Origin of the sequence: Qipengyuania citrea, assembly GCF_024171405.1 — a bacterium.
Lineage (GTDB): Bacteria > Pseudomonadota > Alphaproteobacteria > Sphingomonadales > Sphingomonadaceae > Qipengyuania > Qipengyuania profunda.
In genome coordinates this window covers 163,303-179,234 of sequence record NZ_JALJZT010000001.1, presented here as the reverse complement: position 1 = coordinate 179,234, position 15,932 = coordinate 163,303, and the positions used below count along the sequence as shown (strand labels likewise).

The window sequence follows — 15,932 nt, the reverse complement described above, 5'->3', positions numbered from 1 at the left end:
CATTCCATATTTTATCACTCCCTTACTTTTATCCACACATTCCCTTATCATCTCTCACTATCCTATATTACTTACTCCCTTCTAACCTCATTCTCATTCCTTAAATCCCTCTTTTTTAACCTTTTTACTACCCTACCTTTTTCCCTCAATCTCTTTCAAATCTTTTCTTTTCAACACCATCATTTCATCCAATTCTAAACTACCTTCCCCCCACACACAAATTTCTTCCCATCTACCCCTTCCCTCCCTCCTCACTCTATTAAACTAACCTTTCAAATCATCTTTATAACTCCATCCTCCTCTTCCTTTCTAAAAACCTTATTTATTTCATTCCCTCATCCATACCTCTTTTACTTATTACCTTATTCCTCTTCCTCCCCTATTAAATTTTTATCTTTCTTTCTTTACCCTATCCTTCCATCCCTCTACTTTCCTTTAACCAATTCTCCCCTTTCCTCAAACTCCCCCTCACTATTCCTATATCCTATACCTTATTACATCTCTTTTCCCAATATATTATCATCTACAACTCATACAACCCCTCCTTTTTCCATAACTATCCATTTTTTATTTATAATCACTTTTTTAATCTTACATCTTTCTTTCCTTTTCTTCTTCTTAATTAAAATACCTCACCTTACCCCCCTCATAATCTCTTCTCTCCCTTCATATTATTCATCTACCTTTTCCTAACTCTTTCACATACCATTTATTAATCCTCTCCCCTAATTTATAACATCCATACATCCCTAAACTTCCCTACCTCTTTCCTTTCTACCATCATCCCTCCATATCTATATACTTCATTTACCAATATTACCACAACTATATCCCCCTAATCCTATACCCTACAATCTTAAAATCTATCCCTAAACCAATTTTATCCTTTTTCTTTTTTATCTACCATCATACCCACCCAACCAACATTAAATCACTTAAAATTACCCATTAAATAAATTTATATATACATACTCCCCACTCACACAAATACTAAACCTCATTCAAACTTTCTATATCTTTCTCTCCTCTTCCTCCTCCCTATCATCATCAATATCTCCTAACAACTATACTCACATAAACCATCCCCCCTTACACCATCCCCCATCCTCACACTCCCCATCTAAAATCCAAAATCCATTTTCAATCCCACCAACATATATAAACATTTCCCCTACCCTATAATCTTAACATTCCCCCTCTACAAATCCCAATACCTAACCCCTCACTTCAACAAAATCCCTAAATCTCCACCCAATAAAATAATTATCATAAATCTCATCAATTCCTCATATATTTCCTCACTAATTTTTCTCCACTATTCCCACCCTCCCATTATTAATCATATCAAACTTTCCCATAACACATAATCAACCTACTTATAAACATCCCAATACTCTAATCTCCCATTTAAACTATATTCCAATCAATTTTACATTCCTTACAACACCCCCCACCTATCCAATATCCCCCACCCCATCACATAAACCATACCCCCCCCTATAAACACACCATACCCTCCATCCTCCATCCCACCCATCATCATTCAATCCATACAACCCCCCCCCTCCCCATTCCTCTCCCACCAATCTCATATCCTCACCTATTATCATCTTTATCTTAAACCTAATATCCATGCATACTCCCCTACAAAACTTTCATATTTTTAATTTCACATTTTTCCTCCCTCCCCACTTTTCCCACTCACCCTCTAAACTCACAATCATTTTTATCTTTCTTCCCCTATTATAATTATCCAATCTCCAAATCCATCACTCCCTTTCACATTAATCATTACCTTCATTATTCTTAAATCATATTATTTCAACTCTTTATTATAAACTTCCTATCCTCTTCCCCTTTCTCTATTCTCCCTTCCCACCCAAATTATCTCCACCTCATTCAAAACTATCCCCATTATCCCTCAAATCATACTAATAACCTATCCAACAACTCCTCCTAATTCATTCAATTATCTCAATTATTCCCACCCCACAATCTCACCCCAACATCCATCATCTTTTTCCCCCACCTCCTTTCAAAACCACCACTTCAATCTACATCTCACAAATACATACCATAACTCTCCTTACAAACCCTCATCCCAACTCCACCCATCACATCATCCAATCTACAAAAACTCCTATCATTCTCTAATCTTTTTCACCAACCTCACTCATTATTTACTAACTCACACCAAAAACTTCCCATCTTTTTCCCCCATTCCCCCTTCCTCTCTCTAAACCTATAACACCTCCTCACTCCTCACTCTTTCTACCTCTTCTCCCCCCTCTAATTTCCTTCCCCCTCTTTAACATCCCTCTAACCCCAACCCTTCCCCCTACTCTCACCAACTCACATTACTATTACCTCACCACAATCCCATTCCATCCAACTCTTATTACCATTATAAAAATTCACACCCTAATTTCTTTATAAAACACAAATCAAAACACCACCTACCCAAAATAATATAACCAACTTCCTACTCTCTCCTTAATCATATCCCATAAACTCCATTATTTCCTTTCATCCTTCCCTCCCTCCCCTCATCCCCAACTACCACTCTAATCACCTTACTCTACCCCATAACCCCCCCACTCATCCTATCATCCCTAATCACTATCCATTCCCCACATCTCTCATTATACCTATCACATTTCATATTCTATCCTATTACTACATCCCTCCAAACCCACCATACCACACCATCACCACCAATACTTTCATATCTACCCCACTTAACCAAAATATATAATTCTCACCTATCTCCTTCCTACATTCCTCATATCCCCTTACTTTAACTCTAAACAAATAATACTCTTCCAATTCCTTTACTCTAATCACTTTCACTCCACTCTTTTCTTCTTTCTATCATCACATCCTAAATCTTCATTTCTTCTAATTACATCCCACCAAATCCACATTTAAAACCACTCACTTAACACCCCTCCCTCATCATTCCCTTCTACAACCTCTCACAATTCCTTTTCCAAATTCTACACACCTCCTACAATAATACATACAAACCCCTCCCATCTAATCCCATTTAAAAACACTTCACTTTCTCATACCAATTTTTCTTATCACCATTAACCCTAATCACCCACCCTTCCACATAACCTCTATCTCCAATTACTATTTTAACACTACTTTACCCCTAACTCCACCAACATCCACTACTACTTACAAAAACACATCTCCATACTAAAAAACATTTTACAAATCCCCACTCACTCACAATCCTCATACCCCCATTCCCCTCACACTCCTCTTATAACTAAATAAAAATTATTACCTTCCCACATCACTCCTAATTCACAACCCAATCCCCCAAAACACCACCCCCACTAACCCACCCTACCTTCCACAACACACATTTTAACCCCCAACTCCCCAAATTTCCCCTTTAACACTATTATATTCTCTCAAACCCCTAAAATCAACAACTTTCTCAAATTCCCTTTCTCCACCTCCCTTATCACACAATATACATACTACCCCACAACACTCAAACTACTAAATCCCAATTCCATCCCTATCCCCCTCTCTCCCATCCCCCCCCATTAATCCCCCCCCTTAAATCACTCTCTTAAATCCAAACCCCTATCCACCAAAATCCTACATACATCTCCCAAAAACTATCCACTCCTCCTCTTCCAATCACCTCAATCTTTCTTCTTCATCCAACTATTCATAAACTATCCTCTTCCCATTCTATACTCCTTTTCCCCACTCCCCATCATCTTAAACACCACAAATTACACTTATATTTAACTCCAATATAATCTTCATCTTCTACTTACAATTCATACCATCACCCCTATTATCTATCAAAAAAAAAAACTAAATAACTAATAAATAATCTCTTCTCACCCACCTCTATCACACCTCTATTACACCCTCCTTACCACATCACTTACCCTCTCATAATCCCACATCATCTCACCAATCCCCCTTACTTATACCATATACTCACACCATCTTATCTTACCCACATTCCATACACATACACTCAATACCACTATTTCCAAATCACAAATAAACCCCATCAACAAACTCAACTACCTCAAAACACTTAAAATTCCAATCCCTAACATCCTTTTCTCAAACCTCCTTACATCTTTAAAAAACCCCTTAAAACAAAAACCCCATCCCAACCTCTCACCCTCTATATCACATACAATACCCCTAATTCTCTTTAAATAAACTTAACCATCCCTCTCCCCTAAAACTACCTCCTTATTCTCCTAATCTTATAACCCCCCTTATACATCCCAAAATATCCAAAAAATCACCAATCCCTAATCATCCACCCCAAATCTACTTATTCCATAATCTTCCTAATTCCACACTCCCTCTTATCGATATTTGCCTTACCGCCAACCGGCAGGACGGAGACACCTCTTGCTTGAAGATCAATACCATTTTTCTCGGCAACTGCGTGGATGGCTGCTTGATCGCCAACCCCCTCAACAAGCACCGCCTTCTCACTAAAGAATCCCTCACTGACTGATTCATTGAGGATGTGAAGTCGAGCGATAAGTCCGGCTTCATCATATCCCCCACCCTCATAGGCAGCACTCAAAAGCTGAACTACGTCTTGATATTGGATACGACGTGTAACGCATTGAGGATGCCCCTCTCCCGGGAGAGTTTCTCTCCTCGCAACCCGGATTTCGGGGAAGTCTCTTGTCGAAATAAAGTGAGGCGAATGGGAGCAAGCAATTACTTGGGTCTGGGATAGTACTCCAGGAATTTGCCCCTGGCCGATATCTCTAAGAACTCTGGCTATGTGCCGCTGCTTGATCGGATGTTGATAAAGCTCTGGCTCTTCAATCGCCAAGATGACCCTGTGGGATTGTACGGCTTCGCCACCTGCCACCTCGATCGGCTCAACAGCTTCAGCGCCCTCCTCGTCGATCTGATCCTCGGTCTCCACTGCTAACACCTTCGCAAGGTGCTGCAACAACGTGAAGATGAAAGCTCGTTGAAGGCCGTGCCCCTTGTTTTCAACTGGTCCAGCGTATCCTTGCTCGACGAGTGAAACGTCAGCCAGCGGCAAAGAGACTAATAGCTCACCTGGGGGCTGCCACGATAACTGTACATTGGCATCGCCGTAAAAAACCCGAAGCGTTTCTGAAAGCTCGCCAGACAGCTCGCCAAGCTCGCCTAGGTTTTCGGGACTCACCAACTCTGCATATTGTTCGCTTGCCTGAGCCTGCCAATTCCTCACATCCTCTCTTTTTTGGACTACGGATTTGACCACAAGCTCGATCAACTGACTGATTACACTGTTTTTCCCGTCAACCGAGTCCACGCCAGCGTCTCGGACTGCCGGAATGAACACGAACGAAATGTACTTATTGAGTACACCCCTCCCAACATTGGAGAATCCGAAAAACTGACCGTCGTCTAATTGCAGTTCGCATTGATCAAGATGATCAGCTTCCCAGGCTTCCATATTCTGAATTAGCTGCTGAGCATTTGCCGCAGGGATTAAGTCTTCATAACCCTCTGTTCCGGCAAGCTCGTTGAATGCTTGCCTTCGTGGGGTAGCTCCCTCAATCTGTCTAATTTCTTGAAAGCCAGGATAACGCTGCGACTGACCATAGTATTTGCCATTTTCGCGCGGATTGGCGCTTCCGAAAAATCTTCGAACGACCACCATCTGATCGTTAAATATTTTCCCCTCGAACTCTTGCCTCTCAGCGTCAGAAAAGTCCTCAAATGTCAGGGCGATATCGATGGGGTCGGCGACGTTTCGCTCGTGGAAATCCTCAATCTCTACCCGTGATGAGCTGCCGAAAAAACGGTCGATGGCCTTCAGCACGCATGACTTGCCAATCCCGTTGGGACCTATGATATTGGTTTGCTGACCAACGTCAATCTCAAGATTTTTGATGGCTCGATAATTGGTTATTTGGGCACGGACCAATCGCATCGCACTCTCGAATAAATGGCACTACGATGGTTCTAAGTCTTTCGACCGATGTTGTCAGCTAGAGATCATCTTATTCTCACCAGAATTGATGTCCTACTCCGCGCTTCCCGTTGCCTCTCAAGCTTGGCCTTAAGACACCGCCCCGAATATCTCCCCTCAACCGCGGCACGCTCCTGGAGCGGAGGTCGAGCAAATGGCCCGTTGTCTTGCTAATGTCGAAGTTGTGCTCGATCACCACCACGGTGTTGCGCTGGCCCACCAGCCCGCCAAGCAAGTATAGCTAAACGCGTTTCGTATTTCCCTATTGCTTGTCTTTCGCCGCCATTGCGGCCACCGCCCATGCGGCCGTCAGAAAAGCGGTAATCAGCATGAGTTGCGCAAGCAAGAAGAGGGCCGTCGCCTTGGCTCGGACAGGCCATGCTTCTTCGTTCAGCATCGTCAACGTAGATTTCTCGCGCATGATGGCATTTGTGATATTGCCTCCTTCGCGGTCGATCCTTCGCTGCAGGGGATCGCTCATCGAATCTGGAGTCATGTAAAGCTCCACCTTTTCCGTTCCCGCTTCCATGTAGCGGTATTCGCCCTTGTGCACGGAAGTATAGGTATTGGCGGCAAAGCCGATGGCCAGTCCCGCAATGCCGAGCACGGTAACCGCAGTGATCAGCAACGAGCGTCGGCGCTTCATAAACCACGGTCTTGCGAGGTAAACTACCAGAAAGACGAGTGGCCCTACTATTGCGGCCATCAAGCCGAGCAGTTCGTTGAATTCCACAGGGAGTTCGAGGCCGCCCAACAGCAGTCCCGCGCCGGGTACCACTGCGATCACAGCAGCAGCACCAACAATGACACGTGTGAGGTTCTCGAACATCAGCAATGGACCGTGATCGACAACGTTTCGGGCAAAACTTGCTTTGATCCAGCCCTGTCCCACTGTGTGACATTGCCGCAGACCGGGACGACATAGATGTAATCGCCTGGCTGCGCGCGCAGCAAAACGGGAAGACCTCGAGGTTGTTCGTATCTTTGCAAATGCGCTTTGATCGCGGCTTTGTTGCGAGATGGGAGACTGCTTTCGTAGGCCCAAATGACCTTCTCAGCACTTCCGACAATCCTTACTTGGCTTGCCGGTGCATTCATCGTCGCGCAGGCTCCGCAGAAAATGCCGAAGCTTAAGACTGCAAAATATCTATTTCTCATACACACCCCCAACCGGGGACGCATTTACCACACTCCTATCAAAACCGAGAATTTAATTTGAGTTAGGCATGCATTACTCCCCCGCCTCCCGCTGCCGCCCCAGCATAAATCTTTGACAGGCTCAGGAGAGCCTCGAGATACTATAGCGTAGCGTGGTGCTCACTTTTCCCTCTCAGACCACTTGGGGAGGCCCGCTGCCAAGGCAGCGCACGCGAAGTCGATGTCGGCCTTAGCTCCCTCCCTCTTGTACTTTGCCACGCTGTTGCGGCTCAGTTGCATAACACGCGCAACTTCGCGTTCGCTCCAGCCCATGTACGTGATGAACGCCTCGAAATCTTCGCCCGTCACTCGGCAGCCTCCTTTGCTCTCTCCAGCATCGGTTGGAGATAGTGGCCTGTGTAGCTTTCGGGAACAGCGGCAACCTCCTCCGGCGTGCCCTGCGCCACAACCTCACCCCCGCGCACACCGCCGCCCGGCCCAAGGTCGAGCACATGGTCCGCCGTCTTGATGACATCGAGATTATGCTCGATCACCACGACAGAGTTCCCCTGCTCGACCAGCCGGTGGAGCACTTCGAGCAGCTTGCGCACGTCTTCGAAATGCAGGCCCGTGGTGGGCTCGTCGAGGATGTAGAGCGTCTGCCCGGTGCTGCGCTTGGCGAGTTCCTTGGCGAGCTTGACGCGCTGCGCCTCGCCGCCCGACAGCGTGGTCGCCTGCTGGCCGACCTTGACGTAGCCGAGGCCGACCTCGTTGAGCATGTGCATCTTGTCGCGGATCGGCGGGACCGCCTTGAAGAATTCCTCCGCATCCTCGATCGTCATGTCGAGCACGTCGGCGATCGAATGGCCCTTGAACTTCACCTCGAGCGTTTCGCGGTTGTAGCGCTTGCCGCCGCATTGTTCGCAGGTGACGTAGACGTCGGGCAGGAAGTGCATCTCGATCTTGATGAGGCCGTCGCCCTGGCACGCCTCGCAGCGGCCGCCCTTGACGTTGAAGCTGAAGCGCCCGGGCTTGTAACCGCGCGCCTGGCTTTCGGGGAGGCCCGCGAACCAGTCGCGGATCTGGGTGAAGGCGCCGGTGTAGGTGGCGGGGTTGGAGCGCGGGGTGCGGCCGATGGGCGACTGGTCGATCTCGATCACCTTGTCGCAATATTCGAGCCCGGTGACCTTGTCGTGCGCGCCCGCGACAATGCGCGCGCCGTTGAGTTCGCGCGCGGCGGAGGCGTAGAGCGTGTCGATGGTAAAGCTGGACTTGCCCGAGCCCGAGACGCCGGTGACACAGGTAAAGGTGCCCAGCGGCAGGCTGGCGGTGACGTTGGCGAGATTGTTCGCGCGCGCGCCGTGGACGGTGAGCTGGTGCCCGTTGCCCTTGCGGCGCGTGGCGGGGACCGCGATCTCGCGGCGGCCGGTGAGATAGGCGGCGGTGAGCGATTTCTTGTTCTTGAGCACCTGCTTGAGCGTGCCTTCGGCAACCACCTCACCCCCGTGGACGCCCGCGCCGGGGCCGAGATCGACCACGTAATCGGCGGCGCGGATCGCGTCCTCGTCGTGCTCGACGACGATCACCGTGTTGCCGAGGTCGCGCAGACGCTTCAGCGTTTCGAGCAGCCGGTCGTTGTCGCGCTGGTGGAGACCGATACTGGGTTCGTCGAGCACGTAGAGCACGCCCGAGAGGCCGCTGCCGATCTGGCTGGCGAGGCGGATGCGCTGGCTCTCGCCCCCGCTCAGCGTACCTGAAGTCCGGTCGAGGTTGAGATAGTCGAGCCCGACATTGTCGAGGAAGCCCAGCCGCTCGTTGATTTCCTTGAGGATGGCCTTGGCGATCTGCGCCTGCTGGTCGGTCAGGTGCCCGTCGAGCCCGAGGAACCACGCCTTGGCATCGGCGACGCTCATCTGCGTGGGGGTGGCGATGTCGGTCGGGCCCGCGGGGCCGGGGATCTTGACGCTGAGCGCCTTGGGGTTGAGCCGCTTGCCGTTGCAGGTCTCGCAAGGCTGAGCGGTCTGGAACTTGGCCAGCTCCTCGCGCATCCACGCGCTCTCGGTCTGGAGCATGCGGCGGTTGAGATTGCCGATCACGCCCTCGAACGGCTTCTTGACGGTGTAACTCTTGCGCCCGTCCTTGAAGGTCAGCGGGATCGCGCGGCCCTTGGTGCCGTGGAGGATGATGTCGCGGATTTCGTTGTCGAACTCCTGCCACGGGGTGGTCAGGTCGAACTCGTATTCCTTCGCCAGGGAGGCGAGCACCTGCATGTAATAGGGCGACGGCGGATTGCTCTTCGCCCAGGGCACCACTGCGCCCTTCTTGAGGCTGAGCGCTTCGTTGGGGACGACCAGTTGCGGGTCGAACAGCTGCTTCTCGCCGATGCCGTCGCAGGTCGGGCAGGCGCCCTGCGGCGCGTTGAAGGAGAACAGCCGTGGTTCGACTTCCTCGATCGTGAAGCCGCTGACCGGGCAGGAGAATTTCTCCGAAAAGACGATGCGGTTGGCGGGCAGCCCCGCGCCCTTCATCGCGCCGCCGGCCGCGGCCCCCTCGTCCTCGCGCCCGGGCACCGCGCCATCGGCGAGATCGACATAGGCAAGCCCCTCGGCGAGCTTGAGCGCGGTCTCGAAGCTGTCGGCGAGACGGGTCTCGATGCCCTCCTTCACCGCGAGCCGGTCGACCACCACCTCGATGTCATGCTTGAACTTCTTGTCGAGCGCGGGCGCGTCCTCGATCGCGTGGAGCTCGCCGTCGATGCGCACGCGGGTGAAGCCCGCCTTCTGCCATTCGGCCAGTTCCTTGCGGTATTCGCCCTTGCGCCCGCGCACCACGGGGGCGAGCAGGTAGATGCGTGTCCCCTCGGGCAATTCCATCACCCGGTCGACCATGTTCGAGACGGTCTGCGCCTCGATCGGCAGGCCGGTGGCGGGCGAATAGGGTACGCCGACGCGCGCCCACAGGAGGCGCATGTAGTCGTAGATCTCGGTCACGGTGGCGACGGTCGAGCGCGGGTTGCGGCTGGTGGTCTTCTGCTCGATCGAGATCGCGGGGCTGAGCCCGTCGATATGCTCGACATCGGGCTTCTGCATCATCTCGAGGAACTGGCGCGCATAGGCCGACAGGCTCTCGACATAGCGCCGCTGGCCTTCGGCATAGATCGTGTCGAAGGCGAGGCTCGACTTGCCCGAGCCGCTGAGGCCGGTGATCACGATCAGGCTGTCGCGCGGCAGGTCGATGTCGACGCCCTTGAGATTATGCTCGCGCGCGCCGCGGACGGAAATTTTGGTGAGGGCCATGAAGGACGCGTGTTCCTGAATTGTTCGCTAGGGTCAAGGGGGGCGGTATGTGTCGAGCGAGCAGACGGCCCGGCGGTTCCGGGAATGTGGGGCGCATCATGCAAATATCAACGCCGCGGGAACATCTCGCGGCGGATTCGTGCGGTAGTCCAACTTGCTGACCAATTGCGCAGAATTGCAGGGCATCACCCGACAATCAAGATTAGCGACAGGGAATGGCGACCGCCTACAGGACGATGAAATCCTTTTCTTCCCGCCCAAATCGCCCATACGGTTCCCGCCAGTATTTAATCGAAGACTTGACGATCCCAACTATCGAGTGTTTTCCTCACATAGAGGGAGCCGGATAATGGGGAAAACGGTCCGGGCCGGTGCGCGAATACGCCGATTGATGCGCTGTCATCGATGGCCCGCGCGCAAGGTGCATAGCAGCGTTCGAGAACAATCATCCGCCGGCCACGCCGGACTTGTCGCGACCGTTGCATGCCTGCTGTCCGCCTGCACCCACGTAACGGTGGGTGAAGGCGGCGGCGAGACGATCACCGGAATCGGCGTGGTCCGCGTTGAACTGCCGCGCACAACGGGCGGTGCGGTGGCGGTCAAACGGACCGGTGTAGGATTTGGCTGGGACGAACTGCCCGCAGGCGGCGCCTGGCTTGGCTACTCGGATAGCCAGTGGGTCATTGCCGATCCGCGCGATTGCCAGCTGTTGGTGATCATCCGGTCCGCGGCCGAAGCCGAGAATGCGGCCAAGGTCCTGTCGGCACTTGAGGGGAGTTCGCCATGCGTAGTCGACCACACAAATACCTTGCAGCCATAGCCCTGCTGCCGCTCGCAGCGGGCTGTGTCTAAGCGACACGGCACAGCAATACGATGTATTTCGGCACCAATACGACATTTGGCATCAAGGCTGGTGCATCGACCGGCGAGGTGCCCGAAATCATCGTAGGCTACGACAGACAGGAAGCGGTTGTGATGCCCCTGCTGGCCAATACAGTGGATACGAGCGAGGATGGCTACAACCGGCTAGGGCCTTGTCCGGTCACGGATCCTATCGAAGTGACGGGAGGCATTTATGCCATTCACCCGTGCTCTTTCGTTTCAATCAAGGGCGGCAATCTGGACAGCTATTCGGTACTTGCCAGCTTCGGAGCGGAATTCGGTGCGGGGGCCAGCACGGACGTAGATGTGAACGGCGGCCTGGCACAGTATTTCGCTACCGGCATGGCCGCGCAGATCCTTTCCGCCAAGGGCGGCGCGGCGCTGGTTTCTACAAACGCCGCCACGATCAACGCCAATGACACGCCGCTCGACGTGAACTCGCTCTTTCCGGCCAACACCGAGTTCGGCGTGGGAATGGGCAAGAACTTCGACACGACGCTGGACAAGCTCAAGGCCAAGGTCGTCGCGACCGACAAGACTATCCTCAAACGTAAAATGCAGGGGCTGGTCGATGCGATCAATCAACCCTTCGGCACTGCACTGGTCAATGCATGCAGTGAGCAAGGAACCTGCATAACCGCCATCGAAGGCAGTGCGCCGGCGTTCTTGAGAAACGCAAAATTCAACAAAGGCGTCGCCAAATGGGACGAGTATTGAGGAGAGCCTGCCATGAACGTCTTTTTCGCCAATGCTTTCACCAGCGCGCAGTCTGCAAAGGACTTTTTCAAAAATGCCGTTCAAGAAAGCGCCAGCGTGTCTGGAGCCATACTTTCCGCAAAAGGTGGGATCGGCTTCATCAAGGATGGTGGGCCTTTGACCGAACTTGGGGACGGGGAAGAGCTTTTTCTCGTCCTGACCTATCCCAAAGCGGTGACCGTGGAGGTCGATCCTGCGATTGCTGCTGGCGCCGATGAAGCGAATGAGGAAGGCGAAGCAGAGCCGGACGGCGAACCTGAAGACGAGAACTAGGGGTTACGAACCGCAAGTAGCTTGCCGAACGCGTTTGCGCGTTCGACGACAATGGTTGTCGTCTCTGTTCGGCGAAAGCTAAGCCCCTGCACGATCTAGAACCCAGGGGAATCACACATGCCATCCACTCGAAATTTCGCCCGCGCGACGGCAGCTTCCGCGCTCGCGCTGGGGCTGGCTCTCGCCTCTCCGTCCTTCGCCGAGGAAACCGACGCCAACACCATCGTCGTCACCGGCCAGGCCAAGATCGGCGACTTCGGGCTCGACCTCACCGCGCGTGACACCGCCGCCGACCCGGGCGAGGATTTCGAACGCTATGCCTCGGGCGCATGGATCGACCGGACCGAAATCCCCGACGACCGTCCCTCGGTCGGCTCGTTCTACAATCTGCGCGAGGATGTGACCGAAGAGGTCAACGGGCTGATCACTCAAGCGCCTGCAGGCACGCAATATGGCGCGCTCTACACCAGCTTCATGAACGAGGCGGCGATCGAGCGCGCGGGTCTCGCGCCGTTGATGCGCGATCTGGCACAGGTCGATGCGCTGTCGGACAAGAGCGCTTTCGCTCGCTACATGGGCGCGACCTATGGCAAGTTCGGCGGCTCGCTGTTCGGTGCCGGCCCCTATGCCGACCCCGACGATCCGACGATGAACGCGCTGTGGATGTTCTCCGGCGGGCTCGGCCTGCCCGAAAAGGAATATTATTTCGACGCAAAATTCGCCGACCAGCGCGGTGCCTATCTCGCCTATCTCGAGCGCACCTTCCGCCATATCGGCGAAGCCAGCCCGCGCGAAGCGGCCAGCCGCGTGATGACTTTCGAGACCTATGTCGCGCAGCTCAACTGGGATGCCGAACAGAAGCGCCAGATCGAGAAGATCAACAACCCGATGTCGGGCAGCGAACTGGCCGCCTATGCGCCGGGCATGGATTGGGACGCGTTCTTCGCGGGTCACAACATTCCGCCGCAGGAGCGCATCATCGTTACCGACAACACCGCGGTGAAGGCGATTGCGGCGCTGTTTGCCAGCACCGATCTGGCCACGCTCAAGCTGTGGCAGAAGGCGCAGGTAACGCATCAGGCCTCGCCCTATCTCAACCAGAAGATGGTCGAGAGCCGGTTCCAGTACACCAGCGCGCTCAACGGGACGAGCGAGCAGCGCGCGCGCTGGAAGCGCGCAGTCGACACGATCGACGGCTCGCTCGGCGAGCTGGTCGGCGAAGCCTATGTCGATGAATATTTCCCCAAGATCGCCAAGACGCGGATGGACGAGCTGGTCACCAACCTGAAACTCGCCATGGGTGACCGGATTGGCGAAAACGACTGGATGAGCCCCGAGACCAAGGAAGCCGCGCTCGACAAGCTCGAGCGGATGGACGTCATGGTCGGCTATCCCGAAAAATTCCGCGACTATTCGCAGCTGCCGATGTCGCCCGACGATCTCTATGGCAACATGATCGCTGCCTCGCAGTTCAACGCCGATTACGAGATGGGCGACCTTGGCAAGCCGGTCGACCGCAAGAAGTGGGGCATGAACCCGCAGACGGTGAACGCCTATAACGGCGGGCTGGAAAACAAGATGGTCTTCCCCGCCGGCATCCTCCAGCCGCCCTTCTTCGATCCCTGGGCCGACCCCGCGGTCAATTATGGCGCGATCGGCGTGGTCATCGGCCACGAAATCAGCCACGGCTTCGATGATCAGGGCCGCAAGATCGACGCCAGCGGCGCGATCCGCGACTGGTGGACCGTGGGCGATGCCGAACGGTTCGAGGCCGAGGCCAAGAAATTCGGCGCGCAATATGCCGCCTTCGAAGTCGTGCCGGGCAGCTTCATCAATCCCGATCTGACGATGGGCGAGAACATCGCCGATCTGGCGGGCGTGCTGGTGGCCCATGATGCCTATAAGAAGTCGCTCGGCGGAGAAGAGGCGCCGGTGATCGACGGGCTGACCGGCGACCAGCGCTTCTTCCTCGCCTATGCGCAGGTGTGGCGGGCCAAGGCGCGCGAGGACAGCTTGCGCAACCAGGTCGCGACCGACCCGCACAGCCCCGCGCGCTATCGTACCATCGCCCCGCTGCGCAATGTCGATGCGTGGTACGAGGCCTTCGGCATCACGCCGGATGATGCGATGTATATCGCGCCCGAGGACCGCGCACGGATTTGGTAACCATGAAGGCGGCGTGCGAGCGTATTTGCCGCACGCCGCACTTGCCCGTCATGCGGCGCCGGTTACGGGGACATCGTGAATATCCGGCGCGAAATCGTTAACGATTGGGCGCTAGAAAACGCGGTCCTACGCGCGAGAAAAGGGTCAAGGTCGCAGCCGGTGCACATCGACGAGCAATTCGACGGCAATAGCGCCGGCCTGATGAACCGCGTCCCGGTCGATCCCTACGAGATCGAGCGCGAGGCGGTGATCGCCATGCTCGAACGCGAGCAGCGTTCGCTCACCGCCAGCCTGATCGCGCTCGCGCTGATGGCGGTCGGGGTGGCGGCAATGCCCAATCCGCTGCCCATGACGGTGCTGCTCGCATTGCGTTTCTGCTCGTTTCTCTACACCCGCAAGGCCGCCGCGCGGCTGGAACAGCTGGCGCGCGCGCGCCAACCGATGCGCTCTGCGCGCTGGATCGTGGTGTTCGCCATGTCGCTGACGGGCGTGACGCTGGGGCTGATGCTGTGGCCCCCGCCGCCCGATGGCTCGATAGTGGCGGTCAATCTGGTTCGCGGTGTAGTGCTGGTTGCAGCGACGCTGATTGCGGTCACGCTGGCCGCGCTTCCGGCCGCGCGTGATGCCATGCTGGCGAGTTTCTGGCTGACCACTTTCGGATATTACCTGTTCCATCCCGGCGTCCAGCATCCGGCGCTGATCGCGATCCTGGCGCTGTTGGTCATCGGCATCCGTATCTACAGCTCCTCCACCGGGCTGCATATCCGCAGCGCCGCGCAGATGCTGGTCGAAAACCGGCAATTGTCGGAGGATCTGGCCGATGCGCTGGCGCATGCCGAATTCCTCAGCTGGCGCGATCCGCTCACCGGGCTGTTCAACCGCCGCAAGCTGTTCGAGGAAACGCGGATGGAGCACAGCGCGCTCTCGCGTCATCTGCTCACCATCGACCTCGACCGGTTCAAGACGATCAACGACACCTTCGGCCATGGCGTGGGCGACCACGTGCTGATCGCAACCGCCGATACGATTCGCGAATGGTGCCATGCGGTCGGCGGCACCAGCGAACACCATGCTTTCCGCCTCGGCGGGGAGGAATTCCTCGTCATTGTCCGCGGACTCGACGATGTCGAGGTTGCCGAAGCGGCCGAACGGCTGCGGCTGCGGATCGCCGGGCTGGAGGACCAGTTCGAGCAATATCCCGACATTGCCATCTCGGCCTCGATCGGGCTGGCCAGCTGGCGGTTCGGCGAAGGCATGGACGATGCGCTGCTGCGCGCGGACATAGCCTGTTACGAAGCGAAAAACACGGGCCGAAACCAGGTCCGCCGCGCCGCCTGAGCGCGCCGCCTGACCGCTCGACCGTTGCCTCGCAGCGACGAAACGGGGACCAAAGCACCCCTGCCAACCGTTCCATAGACGAGACCAACACCGCGCCACAGCAC

The 15,932-nt window shown here is 54.3% G+C and carries 10 protein-coding genes; 5 read left to right on the top strand and 5 right to left on the bottom strand.

The annotated features are described in order from the left end of the window. Window positions 1-2,676: 2,676 nt before the first annotated feature. The 5 genes from J2S32_RS00885 to uvrA all read right to left on the bottom strand — a co-directional run bounded on the left by J2S32_RS00885 (window position 2,677) and on the right by uvrA (window position 10,413). Window positions 2,677-2,850: a hypothetical protein gene (locus J2S32_RS00885; RefSeq protein ID WP_253515169.1), complete on the bottom strand. Its 174-nt coding sequence runs from the start codon at window positions 2,848-2,850 to the stop codon at window positions 2,677-2,679. Window positions 2,851-4,324: 1,474 nt separating this feature from the next. Continuing rightward, window positions 4,325-5,941 (bottom strand): ATP-dependent endonuclease, encoded by a 1,617-nt coding sequence (locus J2S32_RS00880; RefSeq protein WP_253515168.1) that lies wholly within the window; start codon window positions 5,939-5,941, stop codon window positions 4,325-4,327. Window positions 5,942-6,242: 301 nt separating this feature from the next. Next, the gene (locus J2S32_RS00875; RefSeq protein ID WP_253515167.1) at window positions 6,243-6,809 is read right to left on the bottom strand and encodes a hypothetical protein; all 567 of its coding nucleotides are present in this window, start codon (window positions 6,807-6,809) and stop codon (window positions 6,243-6,245) included. A gap of 488 nt (window positions 6,810-7,297) precedes the next feature. Further along, on the bottom strand, window positions 7,298-7,486 hold the full coding sequence (locus tag J2S32_RS00870; protein ID WP_253515166.1) for a hypothetical protein: 189 nt from the start codon (window positions 7,484-7,486) through the stop codon (window positions 7,298-7,300). Beyond that, the gene (gene uvrA / locus J2S32_RS00865) at window positions 7,483-10,413 is read right to left on the bottom strand and encodes an excinuclease ABC subunit UvrA (RefSeq protein ID WP_253515165.1); all 2,931 of its coding nucleotides are present in this window, start codon (window positions 10,411-10,413) and stop codon (window positions 7,483-7,485) included. The genes J2S32_RS00870 and uvrA overlap by 4 nt, the downstream gene beginning before the upstream one ends. A 421-nt stretch (window positions 10,414-10,834) precedes the next feature. On the opposite strand from uvrA, the gene J2S32_RS00860 reads away from it, so the two are divergent. The 5 genes from J2S32_RS00860 (at window position 10,835) to J2S32_RS15780 (ending at window position 15,828) form a co-directional block, all read left to right on the top strand. Further along, on the top strand, window positions 10,835-11,233 hold the full coding sequence (locus J2S32_RS00860; protein WP_253515164.1) for a hypothetical protein: 399 nt from the start codon (window positions 10,835-10,837) through the stop codon (window positions 11,231-11,233). Window positions 11,234-11,286: 53 nt separating this feature from the next. Beyond that, window positions 11,287-12,012: a hypothetical protein gene (locus J2S32_RS00855; protein WP_253515161.1), complete on the top strand. Its 726-nt coding sequence runs from the start codon at window positions 11,287-11,289 to the stop codon at window positions 12,010-12,012. A 12-nt stretch (window positions 12,013-12,024) separates the two neighbouring features. Continuing rightward, window positions 12,025-12,324, top strand: a complete 300-nt coding sequence (locus J2S32_RS00850) for a hypothetical protein (protein ID WP_253515159.1) — start codon at window positions 12,025-12,027, stop codon at window positions 12,322-12,324. A 117-nt stretch (window positions 12,325-12,441) separates the two neighbouring features. Further along, window positions 12,442-14,490 carry a M13 family metallopeptidase gene (locus J2S32_RS00845; RefSeq protein WP_253515157.1) on the top strand — a complete coding sequence of 683 codons (2,049 nt, stop codon included), beginning with the start codon at window positions 12,442-12,444 and terminating at the stop codon, window positions 14,488-14,490. Window positions 14,491-14,649: 159 nt separating this feature from the next. Then, a complete protein-coding gene (locus J2S32_RS15780) occupies window positions 14,650-15,828 on the top strand; it encodes a GGDEF domain-containing protein (protein ID WP_253515155.1) in 1,179 nt (392 codons plus the stop codon). Window positions 15,829-15,932: the final 104 nt, after the last annotated feature.